The following is a 16,811-nucleotide window of genomic DNA, read 5'->3' on the forward strand; positions in this document are numbered from 1 at the left end:
CCCACGGCAAGCCCCTCCATGACGGCCTCTCCCTACCCCCACCTGCTGCGCCCGCTGGACCTGGGCTTCACCCAGCTGAAGAACCGGGTGCTGATGGGCAGCATGCACACCGGCCTGGAGGACGGCCGCAAGCACTTTCCCCGCATGGCCGCGTTCTATGCCGAGCGGGCCCGCGGCGGTGTGGGGCTGATGGTGACCGGCGGTTTTGCGCCCAACATAGAGGGCTGGGCCAAACCGTTTGCCGGCACGCTGGCCACCTCGGGCGCGGCCAAGCGCCACCAGGAGGTGACGCGGGCGGTGCACGCCGAGGGCGGCAAGATTGCGCTGCAGATACTGCACACCGGCCGCTACGGCTACCACCCGTTTTGCGTGGCGCCGAGCCGGCTGCAGAGCCCGATCTCGCCGTTCACACCGCGCGAGCTGTCGGTGCGCGGCATCGAGCGCCAGATCCGCGCCTTTGTGCGCTGCGCCAAACTGGCCAGGGATGCCGGCTACGACGGTGTCGAGGTCATGGGCAGCGAGGGCTATTTCATCAACCAGTTTCTGGTCAACCACACCAACCAGCGCAGCGACGAATGGGGCGGCGCTTATGCCAACCGCATGCGGTTGGCGGTGGAGATCGTGCGCCGCATCCGCGAAGCGGTAGGGCCGGACTTCATCCTGATCTACCGCATCAGCCTGATCGACCTGATTCCCGGGGGCAGCAGCTGGGACGAGGTGCTGGCGCTCGCCCGCGCCATCAGCGCCGCCGGGGCCACCATCCTGAACACCGGTATCGGCTGGCACGAGGCGCGCATTCCCACCATCGCCACCAGCGTGCCCCGTGGCGCGTTCACCTGGGTCACCCGCAAGCTGCGCGACGCCTTGCGCGCCGAGGGCAACCTGATCCCGGTGGTCACCAGCAACCGCATCAACACGCCCGACGTGGGCGAGGACATCCTGGCGCGCGGCGACGCCGACATGGTCAGCCTGGCGCGGCCCTTTCTGGCCGACCCTGAGTTTGTGGTCAAGGCCGCCAGCGGCCGCAGCGACGAGATCAACACCTGCATCGCTTGCAACCAGGCCTGTTTGGACCACGCCTTCAAAAACAAAATCGCGAGCTGTCTGGTCAACCCACGCGCCTGCCACGAGACCGAGCTGGTGATGGCGCCCGCGCTGCAGAAAAAGCGCTTCGCGGTGGTCGGCGCCGGGCCGGCCGGCTTGGCAGCGTCCACCACGCTGGCGCAGCGCGGCCACGAGGTCCACCTGTTTGATTCGGCGCCCGCCATCGGCGGCCAGTTCAACATGGCCAAAACCATTCCGGGCAAAGAGGAGTTCCACGAGACCCTGCGCTACTTTGCCCGCCAGATCGACAAGACCGGTGTGCAGCAACACCTGGGCCGGCGCGTAGGCGCGCCCGAGCTGATTGCGCAGGGCTTTGACGGCGTGCTGCTGGCCACCGGCATCACCCCGCGCAACCCACGCATCCCCGGGCAGGACCATCCCGCCGTGCTGAGCTACATCGACGTGCTGCTGAACAAGAAGCCGGTGGGCCAGCGCGTGGGCATCCTGGGCGCGGGCGGCATTGGCTTTGACGTGGCGGAATACCTCTCGCATGGCGCCGACCAGGGCCATGCTTCCACCACGCTGGACACCACCGCCTGGCTGCAGGAGTGGGGTGTGGGCGACCCGCAGGCCCACCGTGGCGGGCTGGTCAAGCCCCAGCCGGTACCGGCCGTCCGCGAGGTCACGCTGCTGCAGCGCAAAACCGGCAAAACCGGCCAATCCCTGGGCAAAACCACCGGCTGGATTCACCGCGCCACGCTGAAGACCAAGAACGTGCAGATGGTCAGCGGCGTCAATTACGAGCGCATCGGCCCGCTGCCTTCGGGCGAGGGCGTGGGCTTGGCCGTGAGCCATGGCCCGGACCGAAAGGACGCCGAGGTGCTGGAATTCGACACCCTGGTGCTGTGCACCGGCCAGGAGCCCTTGCGGGAGCTGCTGGCGCCGCTGCAACAAGCGGGGGTGGCGGTGCACCTGATTGGCGGTGCGTTCGAGGCCGGCGAGCTGGACGCCAAGCGCGCCATCGACATGGGGACCCGGCTGGCGGCGACGCTCTGAAAGCAAAAAGCCACCGCGAGGGTGGCTTTTTTTGTCTGAGTGCCCAGGGCACAAGGACGTTGTTTGGTGGCGCTTCACGGATTCGAACCGCGGACCTGTGGATTATGATTCCATCGCTCTAACCGACTGAGCTAAAGCGCCAATCTGTGCATCGGCAAGGTGATTGCCGGTGACAGCCCAAAATTATAGCCCACCGCGCGGCGGTCTGGCCAGCCTCAGCCGCCCCGCGGCAATTTTCCCAGCTCTTCGCCCACCAGGCGCACGATCAGCCGGTCCAGGGTGTCCACCGAGTAGTTGCGCACGTCGTGCACCGTTTCGCGGCCCGGGCCGCTGGCCGGGTGGCGGGCCTGGTCGTAGGTGAGAAAGACAAACCGACCCCCGGTGTACTGCGCGATCTGGCGCTGGATGACCTCGCCCTGCTTGTCCAGCCCGCTGGCGCCCACGCTGAAGACCTTGATGCCCTTGCCCAGGGCGGCCAGCATGCCCTCGTCGTACTGCGGGCCGCCGTAGTCGAGGTGGGGCGGGGCGTCGGCCAGCAACACCACCAGCCGGGTGGTGCCGTCGCCGCGCCAGTGGAGCTGGTGCACGGTGTCATGCAAGCCCTCGTTCATGGCCTCGGGGTAGTCGCCGCCGCCGGCCGCCTGCAAGGCATTCAACGCGCCCTGGAAGCCGGGCAGGTCGTTGGTGAGGTCGTGGCTGCGCAGCAAAAAGGCGTCGCCCTTGTCACGGTAGGCCACCAGGCCCAGGCACAGGTCGGGCTGGCTGGGCAGCGCCGCCACGTCGGCGACGATGGCCTGCAGCGAAGCCTTGAGCTTGTCGATCTCGTCGCCCATGGAGCCGGTGGCGTCGACCAGAAACACCAGGTCCAGCCGGGTCCGCGCCGGCGGGGTGGTGCCGGGCAAGACCACTTCCACCGCACTCTTCTGGCCGCGCTGCAGCACCGCGCCGGCCTGCCGCCCGCCCTGGCGCACCGTCACCTGGTAGCGGCTGGCCCGGGCGGCATCAAAGGCATTGGGGTGCAGCCAGGCCTGGCCGGCGGCGTCGGTGCGGGCCCACATGGCCGCGCCTTGGTCTGACTGCACCCGCACCTCGGCGTCGGGCACGCCGCGGCCGGCCGCGTCGCGCACCTGCAGCAGGTGGCGTTCGCGGATGTCGCGGGCACGGTGGGCCACCGGCGTGCGCTGGCGGAACGCCAGGTAGGCACCGAAGTCGGCGTTGTCGTCCACCATGCCGGCGGTGACGGTCTCCGGTGTCTGGCGCGGCACCGGGGGCTGGTGGCTGGACAGCGCTGCCGGGGCCGCGGCCGGCTCGGCCCGGCGGCGCTCGGGCGCATGGTCTGACTTGGCCAGCGCCGTGGCCGCGCCATCGGCCACGGCGCCCTTGGCCGCACCGCGGGCCAGCGCCTCCCCATCCGGTGCCATGCGCTTGGCCGGTGCGGGCCAGGGATTGCCGTGGGACACCTCGGGTGTGATGCCGGGTAACTCGCGGGTTTGCAGCGGGCGGGCGCAATGGGTGGCCGATGGCGCTTCGAAATTGGGCACGGCCCAGGGCGTGGGGTAGGGGGTCTGTGGCAGCGGCTTGCGGGGCGCCCAACCCGCCTCGTCGGTGGTCTGGGACATGGCGGTGGCGCTGCAGGCCGACAGCAGCAGCTGCAGGCTCAGCAGCGCGCACAGCGGGCGGACGGCAAATGGCCGGGGGTGGTGCAGTTGAGAGGCGGGCATGGAACAACTCCTGAAGTGATGGGACAGGGCTGACACGGCCTGGCACCGCAGAGGGGGTGAAAAAAACCGCTGCGGATTAACCCCGAAGCCCACCGAGCGCCGTGACAGGTGGTGTGAAAATCTGTCCATGCCCCTGGCCGCCATGCCCGACCACGACCTGATGCTGGCCTACGCCCGTGGCGACACGGCGGCCTTCGATGTGCTGTACGCCCGCCACGAGGGCGCGCTGCACCGCTTTGTGCGGCGCCTGCTGGGCGCCGGGCTGGCGGCCCAGGCCGACGAGGTGTTCCAGGACACCTGGCTGCGCATCGTCAATGCCCGCGACAGCTACCGGGCCGAGGGTGCGGCCTGGCGCACCTGGGCCTTCACCATCGCCCACAACCTGGCGATGGACCGGCTGCGTGTCAGCGGCCGCGAGCTGGGGCTGGACGCGCTGCAGGGCGCGGACGACGAGGCCGGCGGCGACCCGCTGGACTGGCTGCAGGGCGCGCTCGACGCGGCCCATCCGTCCAGCGAAGACCTGGCCTTCTGGCGCGCCGCCGGCCAGCAACTGCTGCACTGCCTGGACGCGTTGCCAGCGCTGCAACGCGCGGCCTTTTTGCTGCACCACGAAGACGGCGCCAGCGTGGAAGACCTGGCCCAGCGCCTGGGCCTGGGGTTTGAAACCGCCAAGAGCCGGCTGCGTTACGCGCTGCAAAAGCTGCGCGGCTGCATGCAGGCCTACCTGGTGGTGCTGGAGGGCCGGCCATGACCGCTTTGCGCGACGCCCGGCTGAAAAAAGCCCTGGACCACGCACCCGACGCGGCGCCGGCTGTTGCCCCGGCGCTGCGGGCGGCCATCCAACGGGCCGCCCACGCGGCGGTGGCACCTCGGGCGCCACGCCCGTCTTGGTGGGCACGGCTGTGGCCCACCGGCCCGACCGCGGCCCCCTGGTCGGCGGCGTTGGCCAGCCTGGCGCTGGCCAGTCTGGTGACGCTGCTGTGGCACGGCCAGCCGCTGCCGGACGCCACGCCGGCGCGCTCGCGTGGGGCGGAGGTGGCCATGGCCCCCCCGTCGTCGCCCCCACCCTCGGCGTCATCCGCCGCGAAGCCAGCCAAAGCCGACACGCCGGCGGCCGAGCCCACCCCCATACCGCCCCGGAGCCGTGAGGCCGTGCGCCCTCCCGCACCGCCGGCCGCTCCCCCCACGGCAGTGGCCGATGCCGCTGCCCCGGCCCCGGCGGCCGAGCCCACCACCGCACTGGCCAAAGCCACACCCGCCACCCCTTCTTCAGAGGCTGCGGTGGCGTCGGTCGAACGCATGGCGCGCGCCCCCCGGCCGGCAGCGGCACCGGTGGCGGGCGCGGCTCTGACGGCGCTGCCCGATGCCGCGCTGTGGGCTGGCTGGACGGAGGTGCGGGTGCTGTCCGGCGGTGAAATAAGGGCCTGGCCACGCAGCCAGGCGGTCGGCCTGAACGCCCGGTTGCAGGCGGTGGTGATGGGTCTGGTGGCGTCGCCCGATGCGCCGGAAGGCCCCGCCGATCTGGTGCTGGAATTGGGCCGGCCCGGGGTGCGGCTGGCCCGGCTGGCGGTGACGGGGAATGTGGCGCGCTGGACGGTGGGTGAGGGCACCACAGCCTCGGTGCGCAGCGGGCCGGTGGACCCGGCTGCGCTGGCGGCGCTGCAGGCCGAGCTGGCCCGGCTGGGCCAGCCCGTGCGCTGACGGCCTCAGCCCTGGCGGAAGCTGGGCTTGCGCTTGGCCAGGAAGGCGTCCATGCCTTCTTTCTGGTCGGCGGTGGAGAACACCGCGTGGAACAGCCGGCGCTCGAACATCACGCCGTCGCTCAAGCCGCCCTCGAAGGCGCGGTTGACCGATTCCTTGACGGCGTACACCGCCAGCCGGGGCTGGTCGGCGATCAGGATGGCGGTGGCCAGGGCCTCGTCCATCAGGCTGGCCAGCGGCACGACACGGCTCACCAGGCCGGCGCGCTCGGCCTCGTTGGCGTCCATCATGCGGCCGGTCAGGCACAGGTCCATGGCTTTGCTCTTGCCCACCGCGCGCGGCAGGCGCTGGGTGCCCCCGGCGCCGGGAATCACGCCCAGCTTGACCTCGGGCTGGCCGAACTTGGCGTTGTCGGCGGCGATGATGAAGTCGCACATCATGGTCAGCTCGCAGCCGCCGCCCAACGCGAAGCCGCTCACCGCGGCGATCACGGGTTTGCGCACCGCGCGGATTTTTTCCCAGTTGCGGGTGATGAAGTCGCCGCGGTAGCAGGTCTCGAAATCCAGGTGCGCCATGGCGGCGATGTCGGCCCCGGCGGCAAAGGCCTTTTCGCTGCCGGTGAGGATGATGCAGCCGATCGCCGGGTCGGCGTCGAACGCGGTCAGGGCCTGGCCCAGCTCGTCCATCAGCTGGTCGTTGAGGGCGTTCAGCGCCTTGGGGCGGTTGAGGGTGATGACACCGACCTTGTCGGCCTCGGTGCGCACCAGGATGGTTTCAAAACTCATGGTCGTTTGATCAGAAGGGTTGGACACAGCCTTTGACTATAGCCCGCAGTGGCGTCACGCCGGATCGGCGGCGACCAGCCAGGCGTCCAGTGCGGCAAGGTCGTTCACCGCCAGCCGCACGGTGCGCACCGCGTCGGCCGGAGGCAGGGCCAAGGGCAGGCGCAGCAGGCGGCGGTCGCGCGCCACCAGGGCCAGCACACGCGGCGCGGCGCCGGCGTAAAGCAGCAGGTCGTCCAGCTTGTTCAAGCGCCAGCCTTCGGTGGGCTGGCCCTTGGTGGCCGGCAGCTCGATGCCCAGCCACTCGTCGTTGGCGGCCAGGCCGGCCTGTTCGGCCGCGCCACCGCGCAGCACCACCTTGACGGTGACACCGTTCGATTCGGCCACCCGTAGCCCCAGCCGCTGGGCCAGTTGCGGGGGGTCTTGGTGCACCGCCACGCCATGGGCCTGCAGCAGCTCGGCCACCGGCAACTCGCCGGTGCCGTGGACCCAGGCCGCCAGCTCGGCCTCAAACGAGCGGCCGCCGCGTTCGGCCAGCTCGGCCAACAGGTCGGCCTCGGTCATGGGGCCGGCGTGGCAGCGGGCCCACAGGCCGCGCATCACCGCGTCCAGCGTGGTGCGGCCCTCCGTGCGCAATGTCAGGTCCAGGCACAAGGCCACCAGCGCGCCCTTGGCGTAGTAGCTGACGGTGGCGTTGGCGGTGTTCTCGTCGGGCCGGTAGTACTTGACCCAGGCGTCCAGGCTGGCCTCGGCCACCGACTGCACCTGGCGCCCCGGCCCCTGCAACACCTGGTTCAGCGTCTTGTTCAGCAGCTTCAAATAAGTGGGGTTGTCGATCAGGCCGGCGCGGCGCAGCAGCAGGTCGTCGTAGTAGCTGGTGAAGCCTTCGAAGAACCACAGCAGCCGGGTGTACTGCTCGGCGTCGTAGTGGTAGCGGGCAAAGTCGGCCGGCCGCAGCCGCTTGACATTCCAGGTGTGGAAATACTCGTGGCTGATCAGCCCCAGCAGCGTGGTGTAGCCCTCGGGGGCCTTGGCCTCGCCCCGCCGGGGCAGGTCGCGCCGGCCGCAGATCAGCGCGGTGGAATGGCCATGCTCCAGGCCACCGTAACCGTCGTCCACCACGTTGAGCAGAAAGACGTAGCGGTTGTGTGGCGGCTTTTTGCGGCCATGCCAGAAGCGGATTTCGGCCTCGCAGATCTTCTGCGTGTCGGCCAGCAGGCGGGCGCTGTCGAACGAGGGCGCGGCGCCGGCCACCACCAGCTGGTGGGGCACACCACCGGCCTTGAACTCGGCGCGCCAGAAGGCGCCCATCTCCACCGGGCTGTCGACCAGCTCGTCGTAGTTGTCGGCCTGGTACTGGCCAAAGCCCTGGGCGTTGACCTTGCTGGGGCGCAGCGCGGTGGCCACCTGCCAGCCGGGCAAGGCCTTGGGCGGGCGCAGGTCCAGGCCATGGGGCCGGTCTTCCTGGCCATGGACCCGCAGGCACAGGCTGGTGCCGTTGAAGAAGCCGCGCTGGCTGTCCAGCCAGGCGCTGCGCACCGAGTTGTCGAAGGCGTAGACGGTGTAGCTCAGCACCAGCGGTTTGGCCGGGTTGGTGGCCAGCTCCCAGGTGTTTTTGTCGAGCTGCTGAATGCCCAGCGTTTGCCGGCCCTGCCGGGCACTCAGTTGCTGTAGGTGGCGGGCGAACTCCCGCACCAAATAGCTGCCGGGAATCCACACCGGCAGCGACAGCCGCTGCAGCGCCGCCGGCTGGGCCACGGTGAGGGTCACGCGAAACAGGTGGGCATGGGGGTCGGCCAGTTCCACCTGGAACTGCGGCCCGGGCTTGTCAGACAAAGGGGGGCGGGGTGGGGTCATGAACAAGGTCAGGTGCCGGCGGCGCCAAGCAGGCAGCTCAGCGTGGCGACGGCGGTCAGTTGCAAGCGCAGCGGCAACCAGGCGCCCAGGCCGGCGGCCGGCCAGGTGCGGTAGTCCACCACGCCACAGGCCACCAGCAGCAAGGCCAGCAGCGGCAGGCCGGCGTAGGCCGGCATCACCAGCGCCACCCAGGCCACCAGCGAGGGCAACACGCCCCACATGAAGTGGAAGGCCGGCTGCTTTCCTTTGCCCAGCAGGCCCAGGCCCCAGTGGATACCCCCGAGAAAGGAGGCGATGACGGCGGCATAGCCGGTCAGCGCGATCGCCACAAAGGGGTGCAACGTGGGTTTGACCAGCCACAGCAGCGCGGCCAGCACCACAAAGGGCACCAGGCCGGCGTAGCCCAGGCGCTTCAGCAGCACAGCGGTGTCAGATGGGCCCATGGCGCCAAACACCGCGGCTCAGTTCTTGCCGGCGTCGGCCAGGTATTTCTCCACCTGTTGCGCGTTGATCGCGCCCGGCACGCGGGTGCCGTCGGCAAAGATCAGCGTGGGTGTGCCGGTGATCTTGTGTTTGCGGCCGAAGGCCAGGTTGCGGTTGATGGCGGCGCTGTCGCAGCTGCCGGCGGGCGGTGGGGTGTCGCGCACCATCATGTCCTGCCAGGCACTGGCCTTGTTGGGCGCACACCAGACGGCCTTGGACTTTTCGGTCGAGTCCGGGCTCAGGATGGGGTAGAGGAACATGTAGACGGTGACGTTGTCCACGCCTTGCAGGTCGCGCTCGAAGCGCTTGCAATAGCCGCAGTTGGGGTCTTCAAACACCGCCAGCTTGCGTTTGCCATCGCCCCGGGTGACCACGAAGGCGTCTTTCAGCGGCAGGGCGCCGAAGTCGATCGCGCTGAGCTTCTCCAGGCGTTCTTCGGTCAGGTTGCGGCGGGCCCGGGTGTCGATCACCTGGCCCTGGATCAGGAAGTTGGCCTGGCCGTCGGTGTAGAAGATGTCGTTGCCATTGACCCGCACCTCGTACAGGCCGGCCACCGGCGCGGGCCGCACCTCGTCGATCTTGGGCAGGTTGGGCAGGCGCTCCGGCAGGTTTTTACGGATGGCTGCCTCCTGGGCCTGGGCGCTGCCCAGTGTGGCGAGGGCCAGCAGCGCGATCGTGGCCAGGGTGCGCAGGGGGTGGGTCAGGGAGTGCATGGGAGGCCTGTGGTGAAAAAAAGAGGACGGGCCGGGCTCAGAGGCCCATGGCCTGCCGGGTGATCCAGCGGGTCAGCGGGCCGCTGCGGGCGACCGCGTTCATGCCGGTGTTGCGTGCCAGCCGCCAGCGCGGGTGGTCTTGCGAAAACAACCGTTGCAGGCCGTCGGTCAGGCCCACCATGGCGGCCACCTCGGCCTTGCGGGCGCGTTCGTAGCGGCGCAGCAGCCGCAGGTCGCCCAGCGGGCGCCAGTAGTCACTGCCCTGGCGGGCCTGCAGCACCCGGGCCAGCTCGGCCACGTCGGCCAGGCCCACGTTCAGGCCCTGGCCAGCCAGCGGGTGGATGTGGTGGGCGGCGTCGCCGGCCAGCGCCCAGCCGGGGCCGACCCAGCGCCTGGCCTGGCCCAGGCTCAGCGGCCAGCTGGCACGGTCGCTGGTCAGCGTCAGTTCACCCAGCGCGCCACCGGTGGCTTGGGTCAGCGCCAGTTGGAATTCGTCGGTCGATTGCTGCACCAGGGCCTGGGCCCGGTCATGGGCCACCGACCACACCAGCGCCAGCTGCTGGCCGTCCATGGGCAGCAGCGCCAGCACCTCGCCATCGGCAAACCACTGGCGTGCGATCTGGCCATGGGGCAGGGCGGCGCTGAGCCTCGCCGCCACCGCGCTCTGGCCATAGGGCTGGCTGGTGAAATGCACGCCCAGCAGGTGGCGGGCCAGGCTGTCACGGCCCTCGCAGACCACCGTCAGCTCGGCCTGGGCGGCGGCCCGCGCGGCGCTTTCCTCGTTGGGGCAGACCTCGATCAGGCTTTGGTAAGAGACGGCCTGCTGAAGCTGTTTCTCCAGCGCCGGCACGTCGACGATCCAGGCCAGGGCCTCCTGGCCCACGGCCTGACGGTCAAAAGCCAGCTGGCCGTCGGTGTCGCCGCTGACCTGGATCTGGTGCACCGGCGTGGCCTCGGTTTCACCGGGCCAGACCCGCAGCGCGCTGAGCAATTGTTTGGAGGCGACGTTCAGCGCATAGGCCCGCACGTCGCCGGGGCGGGCCTCGGTGCGCATGACCAGGCCCACGCGCAGGCGCTGGCTGGCGAGTTGCAACGCCAGGGCCATGCCGACGATGCCGCCGCCGCGCACACACACATCCACGCGAGAAGTCATGGCGGAATTGTAGGAGGGCTTGAATGCCCCCAACGTTGGTGCCGGTGCGGGCGCCATGCTGGTGCCCGCGGACGGCTTTCCGGGCCGCGCCCCTCGCTGGGGTGCTTGGCCGAACCGACCCGATGGTCGTCGCGGCGACAGTTCGGACGCCGGTTCGTGACAAACCGCACGGTGCGGCGTTGGGGGCCGGGGGTTTCTCGCCATTCCGGGGTGAGTTGACGCCAGTTGGCACAAGCGCGCATGCAACTTGCGGTAGGCGGTACGTGACCGTTTCAATGTACTGAAAAAGTGCTCACAAGTGGCGGTAATGGCCTGTTTCCAAGGCTTGTGAGCAACCCTTTGTTTTTATTTACCTGAAAGGCTTTGCCATGTTGAGAATGACCCTTTGCGCATTGACCGTCGGCCTGCTGCTGTCTGCCTGCGGCGGTGGCGGCGATGCCACCTCCGCCGCCGTGTCGTCCAAGGCCACGGTGACCGCGGCGGCCTCGGTGGAGAGCACCCCGACCGAGGTGGCCACCCCCGCCGCCAGCCCGTCCGGCAAGCCGCTGATGGCCGGCCTGTTGAATGACGAGAACCAGCTGCTGTCGGCGTTGCGCTGCAGCGGTGGCTTTGGCAAGGACAGCGGCCGTGCGGTGCTGCTGATTCCGGCCGCCACCATGACGCCCGAAAGCGAACTGAGCTGGACCTACATCCCGTCGCTGGACCGGCTGGGCATTCCCTGGTGTTCGGTGGAACTGCCGCTGAAGAACACCGGCGAGTTGCAGAATGCGTCCGAGTACGTGACCTATGCGATCCGCAAGATGCACGACACGACGAAGACCAAAATCGCCATCATCTCCTTCAGCCAGGGCGGTGCGCTGGGCCGCTGGCCGCTGAAGTACTTCCCTGACACCCGGGCCATGGTGGAGGACTACATCGGTGTGGCCGCCTCACACCACGGCCTGATTGAAACCAACCTGTTGTGCGCCACGCCGGCGGTGGGTTGCATCACCTCGTTCACCCAGATCGCGGTGGGGGCCAAGTGGATCGACGCCCTGAACGCCGGTGGCGAAACCTTTGCTGGCATTGACTACACCTCGGTCTACACCCGCACCGACGACGTGGCCGTGCCCAACTTTGACGAGGCCAGCGGCGTGTCCAGCCTGCGCACCGGTGGCGGTGCCCGCGCCAACATCGCCACCCAGGATGTCTGCCCGCTCAACACCGCCGACCATTTCCAGGCCATTTCCTACGACGCCGTACCTTTCGCGATCGCGCTGGACGCCCTGCAGCACAGCGGCCCGGCCAGCACCGCGCGGGTCAAAGCCCAGGGCCTGAACCTGTGTTTGCAACTGGCCGCTCCCGGCGTGGAGCTGAGCACGCTGCCGCTGAACTTTGCCACCAAGACCATGTTCACCTTTGCCACTTCGGTCAGCCTGATGCCCAAGAGCACCACTGAGCCGGCCTTGCGCGACTACGCCAAGTGATGCCTCACCGCGAGTGAGGCTCGCCATTGCCACCAAAACCAGCCCCACAAGGCTGGTTTTTTGGATCGCAAAGGCCCTCCAGCGTGACACGGTGAGCTGGCAAGATTGGCATCGATTTGTCAGAAATTGCCCAGATATTTCGCTGGATTCAGGGATAAACCCGCGAGAAAAAATAATACCAATGATGGAAAAATTGCCAACGGTCGGACTATTTTTAAAACTTAAGGATTCGTTATGTTGAAACATTCAGCCCTTGCTTTGGTGGCCGGTGTGGTGTTGGTGGCCTGCGGTGGTGGTGGTGACGGCGGGGGTGCACCCACGGCCGGTTCCAGCAAGACGACGGCAGCCTCGGTCACGGTGGCTGCGGCTGCGCCCACCACCCCGGCGACACCCGCGCCGCGCGCGCTGGAAACCGACCCCAATTTGCTGGAGGCCGCACTCACCTGCAGCGGCAACTTCGGCCCCAACGCCGGCCGCGCCGTGTTGTTGGTGCCAGGCGCCACGCAGACCCCGGCATCGGAGTACAGCTGGAGCTACATTCCCGCGTTCGACAAGATCGGTCAGCCCTGGTGTGCAGTGACCTTGCCGTTCAACAACACCAACGAACTGCAAAATTCGTCCGAATACATCACCCATGCCATCCGCAAGATGTTTGGCATCACGCAGACCAAGATCGCCATCGTGGGTTTCAGTCAGGGCGGTGCGATGCCGCGCTGGTCGCTCAAGTATTTCCCTGAAACCCGTGGCATGGTGGAAGAGCTGATCGCTCTGGCCCCGTCCAACCATGGGCTGATCGAATTGAACGGCGTCTGCGCCACGCCCTGCGCCACCTCGCTGCAGCAAATCAAGGTCGGCTCGAAGTGGCTGGCGGCGCTGAACGATGGCGGGGAAACCTTTGCCGGCATCGACTACACCACCATCTACACCCGGACCGACGACATCGCCGTTCCCGCGGTCAGTGAAGAGATCGGCGTGTCCCCGCTGCGCACGGGCAACGGCAACCGCGTCAACATCGCCACCCAGGACATCTGTCCGCTGAACACGGCCGACCACTTCATTCTGGGCTCGTCCGATCCGGTGACCTATGCCTTGGTGCTGGACGCCTTGCGCAACCCTGGCACGGCCAAGGCGTCGCGCGTCAAGGCCCAGGGCCTGGGTCTGTGTTTGCAGCCGGTGATGCCTGGCGTCAACATGACCAGCTTCCCGCTCGACTTTGCCGGCAAGATGATGACGTCTTTCGCCAATTCGATCGCCTTCGCTCCCAAGGCGGCCACCGAGCCCGAACTGAAGTGCTACGCCACCGGCGGTTGCTGAGCTGATATTTTTTTGGTCGCCACCGTTCGCGGTGCGGCACCCACCGGGGCTTGCCCCGGTTTTTTTATGGGCCGGCGGTATCTGGGCGCGGGTAGCATCCTGGGCTTTCGAGCCTGATTGCGCGCCATGACCCCAACCCCCGACGATGGCCTGGTGGACCTTGAGGCCACCATCGCCCAGCTGTTTGTTTACCCCATCAAATCCTGTGCCGGCCTGGCGCTGGACAGTGCGGTCCTGAGGCCCACCGGTTTGGCGCTGGACCGGGCCTGGATGGTGGTTGACGCGCGCGGCGAGTTTGTCTCGCAGCGAGAACTGCCCCGGATGGCGCTGGTGCGGCCCGAACTGGGGCCCGACGCGATGCACTTGCACGCGCCCGGCATGCCACCGCTGTCGGTGCCACTGGCGGCCACCGGGCCCGCGGTCCGGGTGCGGGTTTGGGACGACGCGGTGGGGGCCTGGGACATGGGGGCGGCGGCCGGGCATTGGTTCACCGAGGCGCTGTCGCAGGGGCATGACCACGGGCCCGGGGATTTCCAGCGACGCTACGGGGCCTTGCGGCTGGTGCGCTTCGATGACCAGCGGCGCCGGCCTTGCAACCCGACCTGGACGGCGGGTTTCCCCGAGGCCTCGACGCGCTTTGCCGATGGCTTCCCGGTGCTGGTGAGCAGTGTGGCCGCGCTGGAGGCGTTGAACCAAGGGCTGGCCGCCGCCGGCGAGGCCGCGGTGGGCATGGACCGGTTCCGGCCCAACCTGGTACTGGCCGGCGTGCCCGCCCATGACGAAGACCACATCAGCTGGTTGAGCTTTCCTGACACCGAGGGCGGCAGCCGCCTGAAACTGGTCAAGCCCTGTGTGCGCTGCGGCATTCCCGACATCAACCCCGCCACCGGCCAGCGCTCACCCGCGGTCACGGCGCAGCTGATGCGGTCCCGGGCCGACACCCGGATGCAGGGCGCGCTGACCTGGGGCATGAACGCCATCGTGGTGGGCCCTGGTCCCACCCGGCTGCGGGTGGGACAGCCGGTACAGGGCTGCTACGGGTTTGACCCCTTGCCAGGGTTGGGGCCAGGATGAGTTCCTTTGGTTTACCCTGTGGTCATAAAATTGACCCGTGAGTAAGATGGTTAATGCTTTGGCATTCGCCATGCTCCGGGAACCCACCATGAAAACCCTTGCCTCCTTGTTCGCGTTGACCGGCGCGCTGTGGTTGTCCGCTGTTCAAGCCGCCCCCCTTCCGCTGGAAACGCCGGAGCAGACGCTCAACGAGCGCATCCATTGCAGTGGCGGCATCGAACGCGCCACCCGCAGCCCGGTGCTGCTGGTGGCCGGTGCCGGTCAGACCGTCAAGAGCAACTACGGCTGGAACTGGATTCCCTTCCTGGAGCGGGCCAACATCCCGTATTGCGCGGTCGACATCCCGGTGCTGGGTTCGTCGGAACTGCAGATCGGCTCCGAATACGTGACCCACGCGGTGCGCACCACCTATGCCAAGGCCGGCAACCGCAAGGTGCAAATCGTCGGCTTCAGCATGGGCGGCGCCCTGCCGCGCTGGTCGATCAAGTTCTGGCCGGACATTCGCCCGATGATCGACGACGTGATCTCGCTGGCCGGTGTCAACCACGGCACGCTGGAAGCCAACCTGGTCTGCGCCAAGGGCAATTGCGCCCCGGCCATCTGGCAGCTGCGCACCGGCTCGGCCTGGATGACCGCGCTGAACAAGGACTTTGAAACCGTCCCCGGCATCTCCTACACCGCGCTCTACACCCGCACCGACGACGTGGCGATCCCCAACTTCGACACCAGCGGCACCTCCAGCCTGCGTGCCGGCCCTGGCGTCGACCCCAAGCAGGTGCGCAGCATCGCCAGCCAGGACGTCTGCCCGCTGAACACCGCCGACCACCTGCTGGCTGGTACTTCGGACGCGGTGTTTCACGCGCTGGCCATGGACGCCATCATCCACGACGGTCCGGCCGATCCCAAGCGCATTCCCCTGTCGGTCTGTTTCAAGCCCTTCATGCCCGGCGTGGACCCGCTGATGTTTGCCATCAACTTTGGCAGCATGGCCGGCTTCAGCTTCGGCCCCGGCATTCTGCTCAGCCCGGCGGTGAACGCCGAGCCTGCGCTCAAGTCCTACGCGCGCTGAGCGCCTGATTCTGTTTTGCCCTTTCGAGGGCAAGCCCCCAGCCGCTGGCCCACCCCAGCGGCTTTTTTCTTTCCGGTCTGGACGACCGCCAAGGGACCACCGTCCCCAGGACCGGGCCGTCGGCGGGCTGGGCTGGTTGCCACAAGGCCCTGACTTACACTAGCCGACCTGTTCCGGAGTCTTCCCATGAGTTTGAAATGCGGCATCGTTGGCCTGCCCAACGTTGGCAAATCCACCCTGTTCAACGCGCTGACGAAAGCCGGCATCGCGGCTGAGAACTACCCCTTTTGCACCATCGAGCCCAATGTGGGCGTGGTGGAGGTGCCCGACCCGCGGCTCGCCCAGCTCTCGGCCATCGTCAAGCCCGAGCGGGTGGTGCCGGCCATTGTGGAGTTCGTCGACATCGCCGGCCTGGTGGCCGGTGCCAGCACCGGCGAAGGCTTGGGCAACAAGTTTTTGGCGCACATCCGCGAGACCGACGCCATCGTCAACGTGGTGCGCTGCTTTGAAGACCCCAACGTGATCCACGTGGCCGGCAAGGTCGACCCGATTTCCGACATCGAGGTCATCCAGACCGAGCTGTGCCTGGCCGATCTGGCTGCGGTTGAAAAAGCCCTTCACCGGGTCACCAAAACAGCGCGCTCGGGCGACAAGGAATCCATCAAGCTGGTGGCGATTCTGGAGAAATGCCAGACCGCGCTGAACGACACCAAACCGGTTCGAACCATCGACTTCAGCAAGGAAGAGCGGCCGCTGCTGCAGCAATTTTTCCTGATCACCGCCAAGCCGGCGATGTTCGTGGCCAACGTGGCCGAAGACGGCTTTGAGAACAACCCGCTACTGGACCGCCTGAAGGCCTTTGCCGAAGCGCAGCATGCGCCGGTGGTGGCCATCTGTGCCAAGCTGGAAGCCGAAATGTCTGAGATGAGCGACGAAGACCGGCAGATGTTTCTGCAAGAACTGGGTCAGGCCGAGCCGGGTCTGAACCGCTTGGTGCGTTCTGCTTTCAAGCTGCTGGGCCTGCAAACCTATTTCACCGCTGGCGTGAAGGAAGTGCGGGCCTGGACCATCCATGTCGGCGACACCGGGCCGCAGGCGGCGGGTGCGATCCACACCGATTTCGAGAAGGGCTACATCCGTGCGCAAACCATCGCTTTTGACGACTACATCGCGTACAAAGGTGAGCAGGGCGCCAAAGATGCCGGCAAGATGCGCAGCGAAGGCAAGGAATACATCGTCAAGGACGGCGATGTGATGAACTTCCTGTTCAGCGCCTAACTCACATCCCGCCTTCGCTGTCACAAAGAGTGTTACAACATGGTTCGGGCATGGGGATTGGGCCTCTTCATCAAAAACCGATACTTTTGAACTAGAGTGG

14 protein-coding genes and 1 tRNA gene are annotated in these 16,811 nt (G+C 67.7%); 8 read left to right on the forward strand and 7 right to left on the reverse strand.

The window, feature by feature from the left end; genetic code table 11:
* Positions 1-18: 18 nt before the first annotated feature.
* Positions 19-2,100 (forward strand): oxidoreductase, encoded by a 2,082-nt coding sequence (locus AC4BAR_RS01160; protein WP_490625987.1) that lies wholly within the window; start codon positions 19-21, stop codon positions 2,098-2,100.
* A 64-nt stretch (positions 2,101-2,164) separates the two neighbouring features.
* On the opposite strand, the gene AC4BAR_RS01165 is transcribed toward AC4BAR_RS01160, so the two are convergent.
* Both AC4BAR_RS01165 and AC4BAR_RS01170 read right to left on the reverse strand, forming a co-directional pair.
* Positions 2,165-2,241, reverse strand: a tRNA-Met gene (locus tag AC4BAR_RS01165).
* Positions 2,242-2,315: 74 nt separating this feature from the next.
* Entirely contained in the window at positions 2,316-3,821 is a 1,506-nt protein-coding gene (locus tag AC4BAR_RS01170; protein WP_490625988.1) for a vWA domain-containing protein, read from the reverse strand.
* Positions 3,822-3,948: 127 nt separating this feature from the next.
* On the opposite strand from AC4BAR_RS01170, the gene AC4BAR_RS01175 reads away from it, so the two are divergent.
* Entirely contained in the window at positions 3,949-4,572 is a 624-nt protein-coding gene (locus AC4BAR_RS01175) for a sigma-70 family RNA polymerase sigma factor (protein WP_490625989.1), read from the forward strand.
* Positions 4,569-5,522: a hypothetical protein gene (locus tag AC4BAR_RS01180; protein WP_490625990.1), complete on the forward strand. Its 954-nt coding sequence runs from the start codon at positions 4,569-4,571 to the stop codon at positions 5,520-5,522. The genes AC4BAR_RS01175 and AC4BAR_RS01180 overlap by 4 nt, the downstream gene beginning before the upstream one ends.
* Before the next feature lie 5 nt (positions 5,523-5,527).
* Here AC4BAR_RS01180 and AC4BAR_RS01185 read toward each other — a convergent pair whose 3' ends face one another.
* The 5 genes from AC4BAR_RS01185 to AC4BAR_RS01205 are packed head-to-tail and all read right to left on the reverse strand — an operon-like array spanning position 5,528 to position 10,510.
* Positions 5,528-6,307 carry an enoyl-CoA hydratase gene (locus AC4BAR_RS01185; RefSeq protein WP_490625991.1) on the reverse strand — a complete coding sequence of 260 codons (780 nt, stop codon included), beginning with the start codon at positions 6,305-6,307 and terminating at the stop codon, positions 5,528-5,530.
* Positions 6,308-6,361: 54 nt separating this feature from the next.
* A complete protein-coding gene (locus tag AC4BAR_RS01190; RefSeq protein WP_490625992.1) occupies positions 6,362-8,161 on the reverse strand; it encodes a M61 family metallopeptidase in 1,800 nt (599 codons plus the stop codon).
* An 8-nt stretch (positions 8,162-8,169) separates the two neighbouring features.
* Positions 8,170-8,604, reverse strand: a complete 435-nt coding sequence (locus AC4BAR_RS01195; protein WP_490625993.1) for a DUF3429 domain-containing protein — start codon at positions 8,602-8,604, stop codon at positions 8,170-8,172.
* A gap of 18 nt (positions 8,605-8,622) precedes the next feature.
* Positions 8,623-9,357: a DsbC family protein gene (locus AC4BAR_RS01200; protein WP_490625994.1), complete on the reverse strand. Its 735-nt coding sequence runs from the start codon at positions 9,355-9,357 to the stop codon at positions 8,623-8,625.
* 37 nt (positions 9,358-9,394) lie between these two features.
* The gene (locus tag AC4BAR_RS01205) at positions 9,395-10,510 is read right to left on the reverse strand and encodes an FAD-dependent monooxygenase (protein WP_490625995.1); all 1,116 of its coding nucleotides are present in this window, start codon (positions 10,508-10,510) and stop codon (positions 9,395-9,397) included.
* Between the two features lie 368 nt (positions 10,511-10,878).
* Between AC4BAR_RS01205 and AC4BAR_RS01210 the strand changes: the two genes are divergently transcribed.
* The 5 genes from AC4BAR_RS01210 (at position 10,879) to ychF (ending at position 16,711) form a co-directional block, all read left to right on the forward strand.
* The gene (locus AC4BAR_RS01210) at positions 10,879-11,976 is read left to right on the forward strand and encodes a hypothetical protein (RefSeq protein ID WP_490625996.1); all 1,098 of its coding nucleotides are present in this window, start codon (positions 10,879-10,881) and stop codon (positions 11,974-11,976) included.
* Positions 11,977-12,210: 234 nt separating this feature from the next.
* On the forward strand, positions 12,211-13,290 hold the full coding sequence (locus tag AC4BAR_RS01215; protein ID WP_490625997.1) for an esterase/lipase family protein: 1,080 nt from the start codon (positions 12,211-12,213) through the stop codon (positions 13,288-13,290).
* A 126-nt stretch (positions 13,291-13,416) separates the two neighbouring features.
* Positions 13,417-14,364, forward strand: a complete 948-nt coding sequence (locus AC4BAR_RS01220) for an MOSC domain-containing protein (RefSeq protein WP_490625998.1) — start codon at positions 13,417-13,419, stop codon at positions 14,362-14,364.
* A gap of 88 nt (positions 14,365-14,452) precedes the next feature.
* On the forward strand, positions 14,453-15,433 hold the full coding sequence (locus AC4BAR_RS01225) for a lipase family alpha/beta hydrolase (RefSeq protein ID WP_490625999.1): 981 nt from the start codon (positions 14,453-14,455) through the stop codon (positions 15,431-15,433).
* 186 nt (positions 15,434-15,619) lie between these two features.
* Positions 15,620-16,711 carry a redox-regulated ATPase YchF gene (gene ychF, locus AC4BAR_RS01230; protein ID WP_490626000.1) on the forward strand — a complete coding sequence of 364 codons (1,092 nt, stop codon included), beginning with the start codon at positions 15,620-15,622 and terminating at the stop codon, positions 16,709-16,711.
* Positions 16,712-16,811 lie beyond the last annotated feature (100 nt).

The sequence above is a fragment of the Rhodoferax sp. SPJ4 genome (assembly GCF_058216275.1).

Coding starts and splice junctions, on each gene's coding strand:
- AC4BAR_RS01195 (WP_490625993.1), bottom strand. CDS start 8,604: ATGGGCCCATCTGACACCGCTGTGCTGCTGAAGCGCCTGGGCTACGCC.
- AC4BAR_RS01220 (WP_490625998.1), top strand. CDS start 13,417: ATGACCCCAACCCCCGACGATGGCCTGGTGGACCTTGAGGCCACCATC.
- AC4BAR_RS01190 (WP_490625992.1), bottom strand. CDS start 8,161: ATGACCCCACCCCGCCCCCCTTTGTCTGACAAGCCCGGGCCGCAGTTC.
- AC4BAR_RS01185 (WP_490625991.1), bottom strand. CDS start 6,307: ATGAGTTTTGAAACCATCCTGGTGCGCACCGAGGCCGACAAGGTCGGT.
- AC4BAR_RS01160 (WP_490625987.1), top strand. CDS start 19: ATGACGGCCTCTCCCTACCCCCACCTGCTGCGCCCGCTGGACCTGGGC.
- AC4BAR_RS01180 (WP_490625990.1), top strand. CDS start 4,569: ATGACCGCTTTGCGCGACGCCCGGCTGAAAAAAGCCCTGGACCACGCA.
- AC4BAR_RS01175 (WP_490625989.1), top strand. CDS start 3,949: ATGCCCCTGGCCGCCATGCCCGACCACGACCTGATGCTGGCCTACGCC.
- AC4BAR_RS01200 (WP_490625994.1), bottom strand. CDS start 9,357: ATGCACTCCCTGACCCACCCCCTGCGCACCCTGGCCACGATCGCGCTG.
- AC4BAR_RS01205 (WP_490625995.1), bottom strand. CDS start 10,510: ATGACTTCTCGCGTGGATGTGTGTGTGCGCGGCGGCGGCATCGTCGGC.
- AC4BAR_RS01215 (WP_490625997.1), top strand. CDS start 12,211: ATGTTGAAACATTCAGCCCTTGCTTTGGTGGCCGGTGTGGTGTTGGTG.
- AC4BAR_RS01210 (WP_490625996.1), top strand. CDS start 10,879: ATGTTGAGAATGACCCTTTGCGCATTGACCGTCGGCCTGCTGCTGTCT.
- AC4BAR_RS01170 (WP_490625988.1), bottom strand. CDS start 3,821: ATGCCCGCCTCTCAACTGCACCACCCCCGGCCATTTGCCGTCCGCCCG.
- ychF (WP_490626000.1), top strand. CDS start 15,620: ATGAGTTTGAAATGCGGCATCGTTGGCCTGCCCAACGTTGGCAAATCC.
- AC4BAR_RS01225 (WP_490625999.1), top strand. CDS start 14,453: ATGAAAACCCTTGCCTCCTTGTTCGCGTTGACCGGCGCGCTGTGGTTG.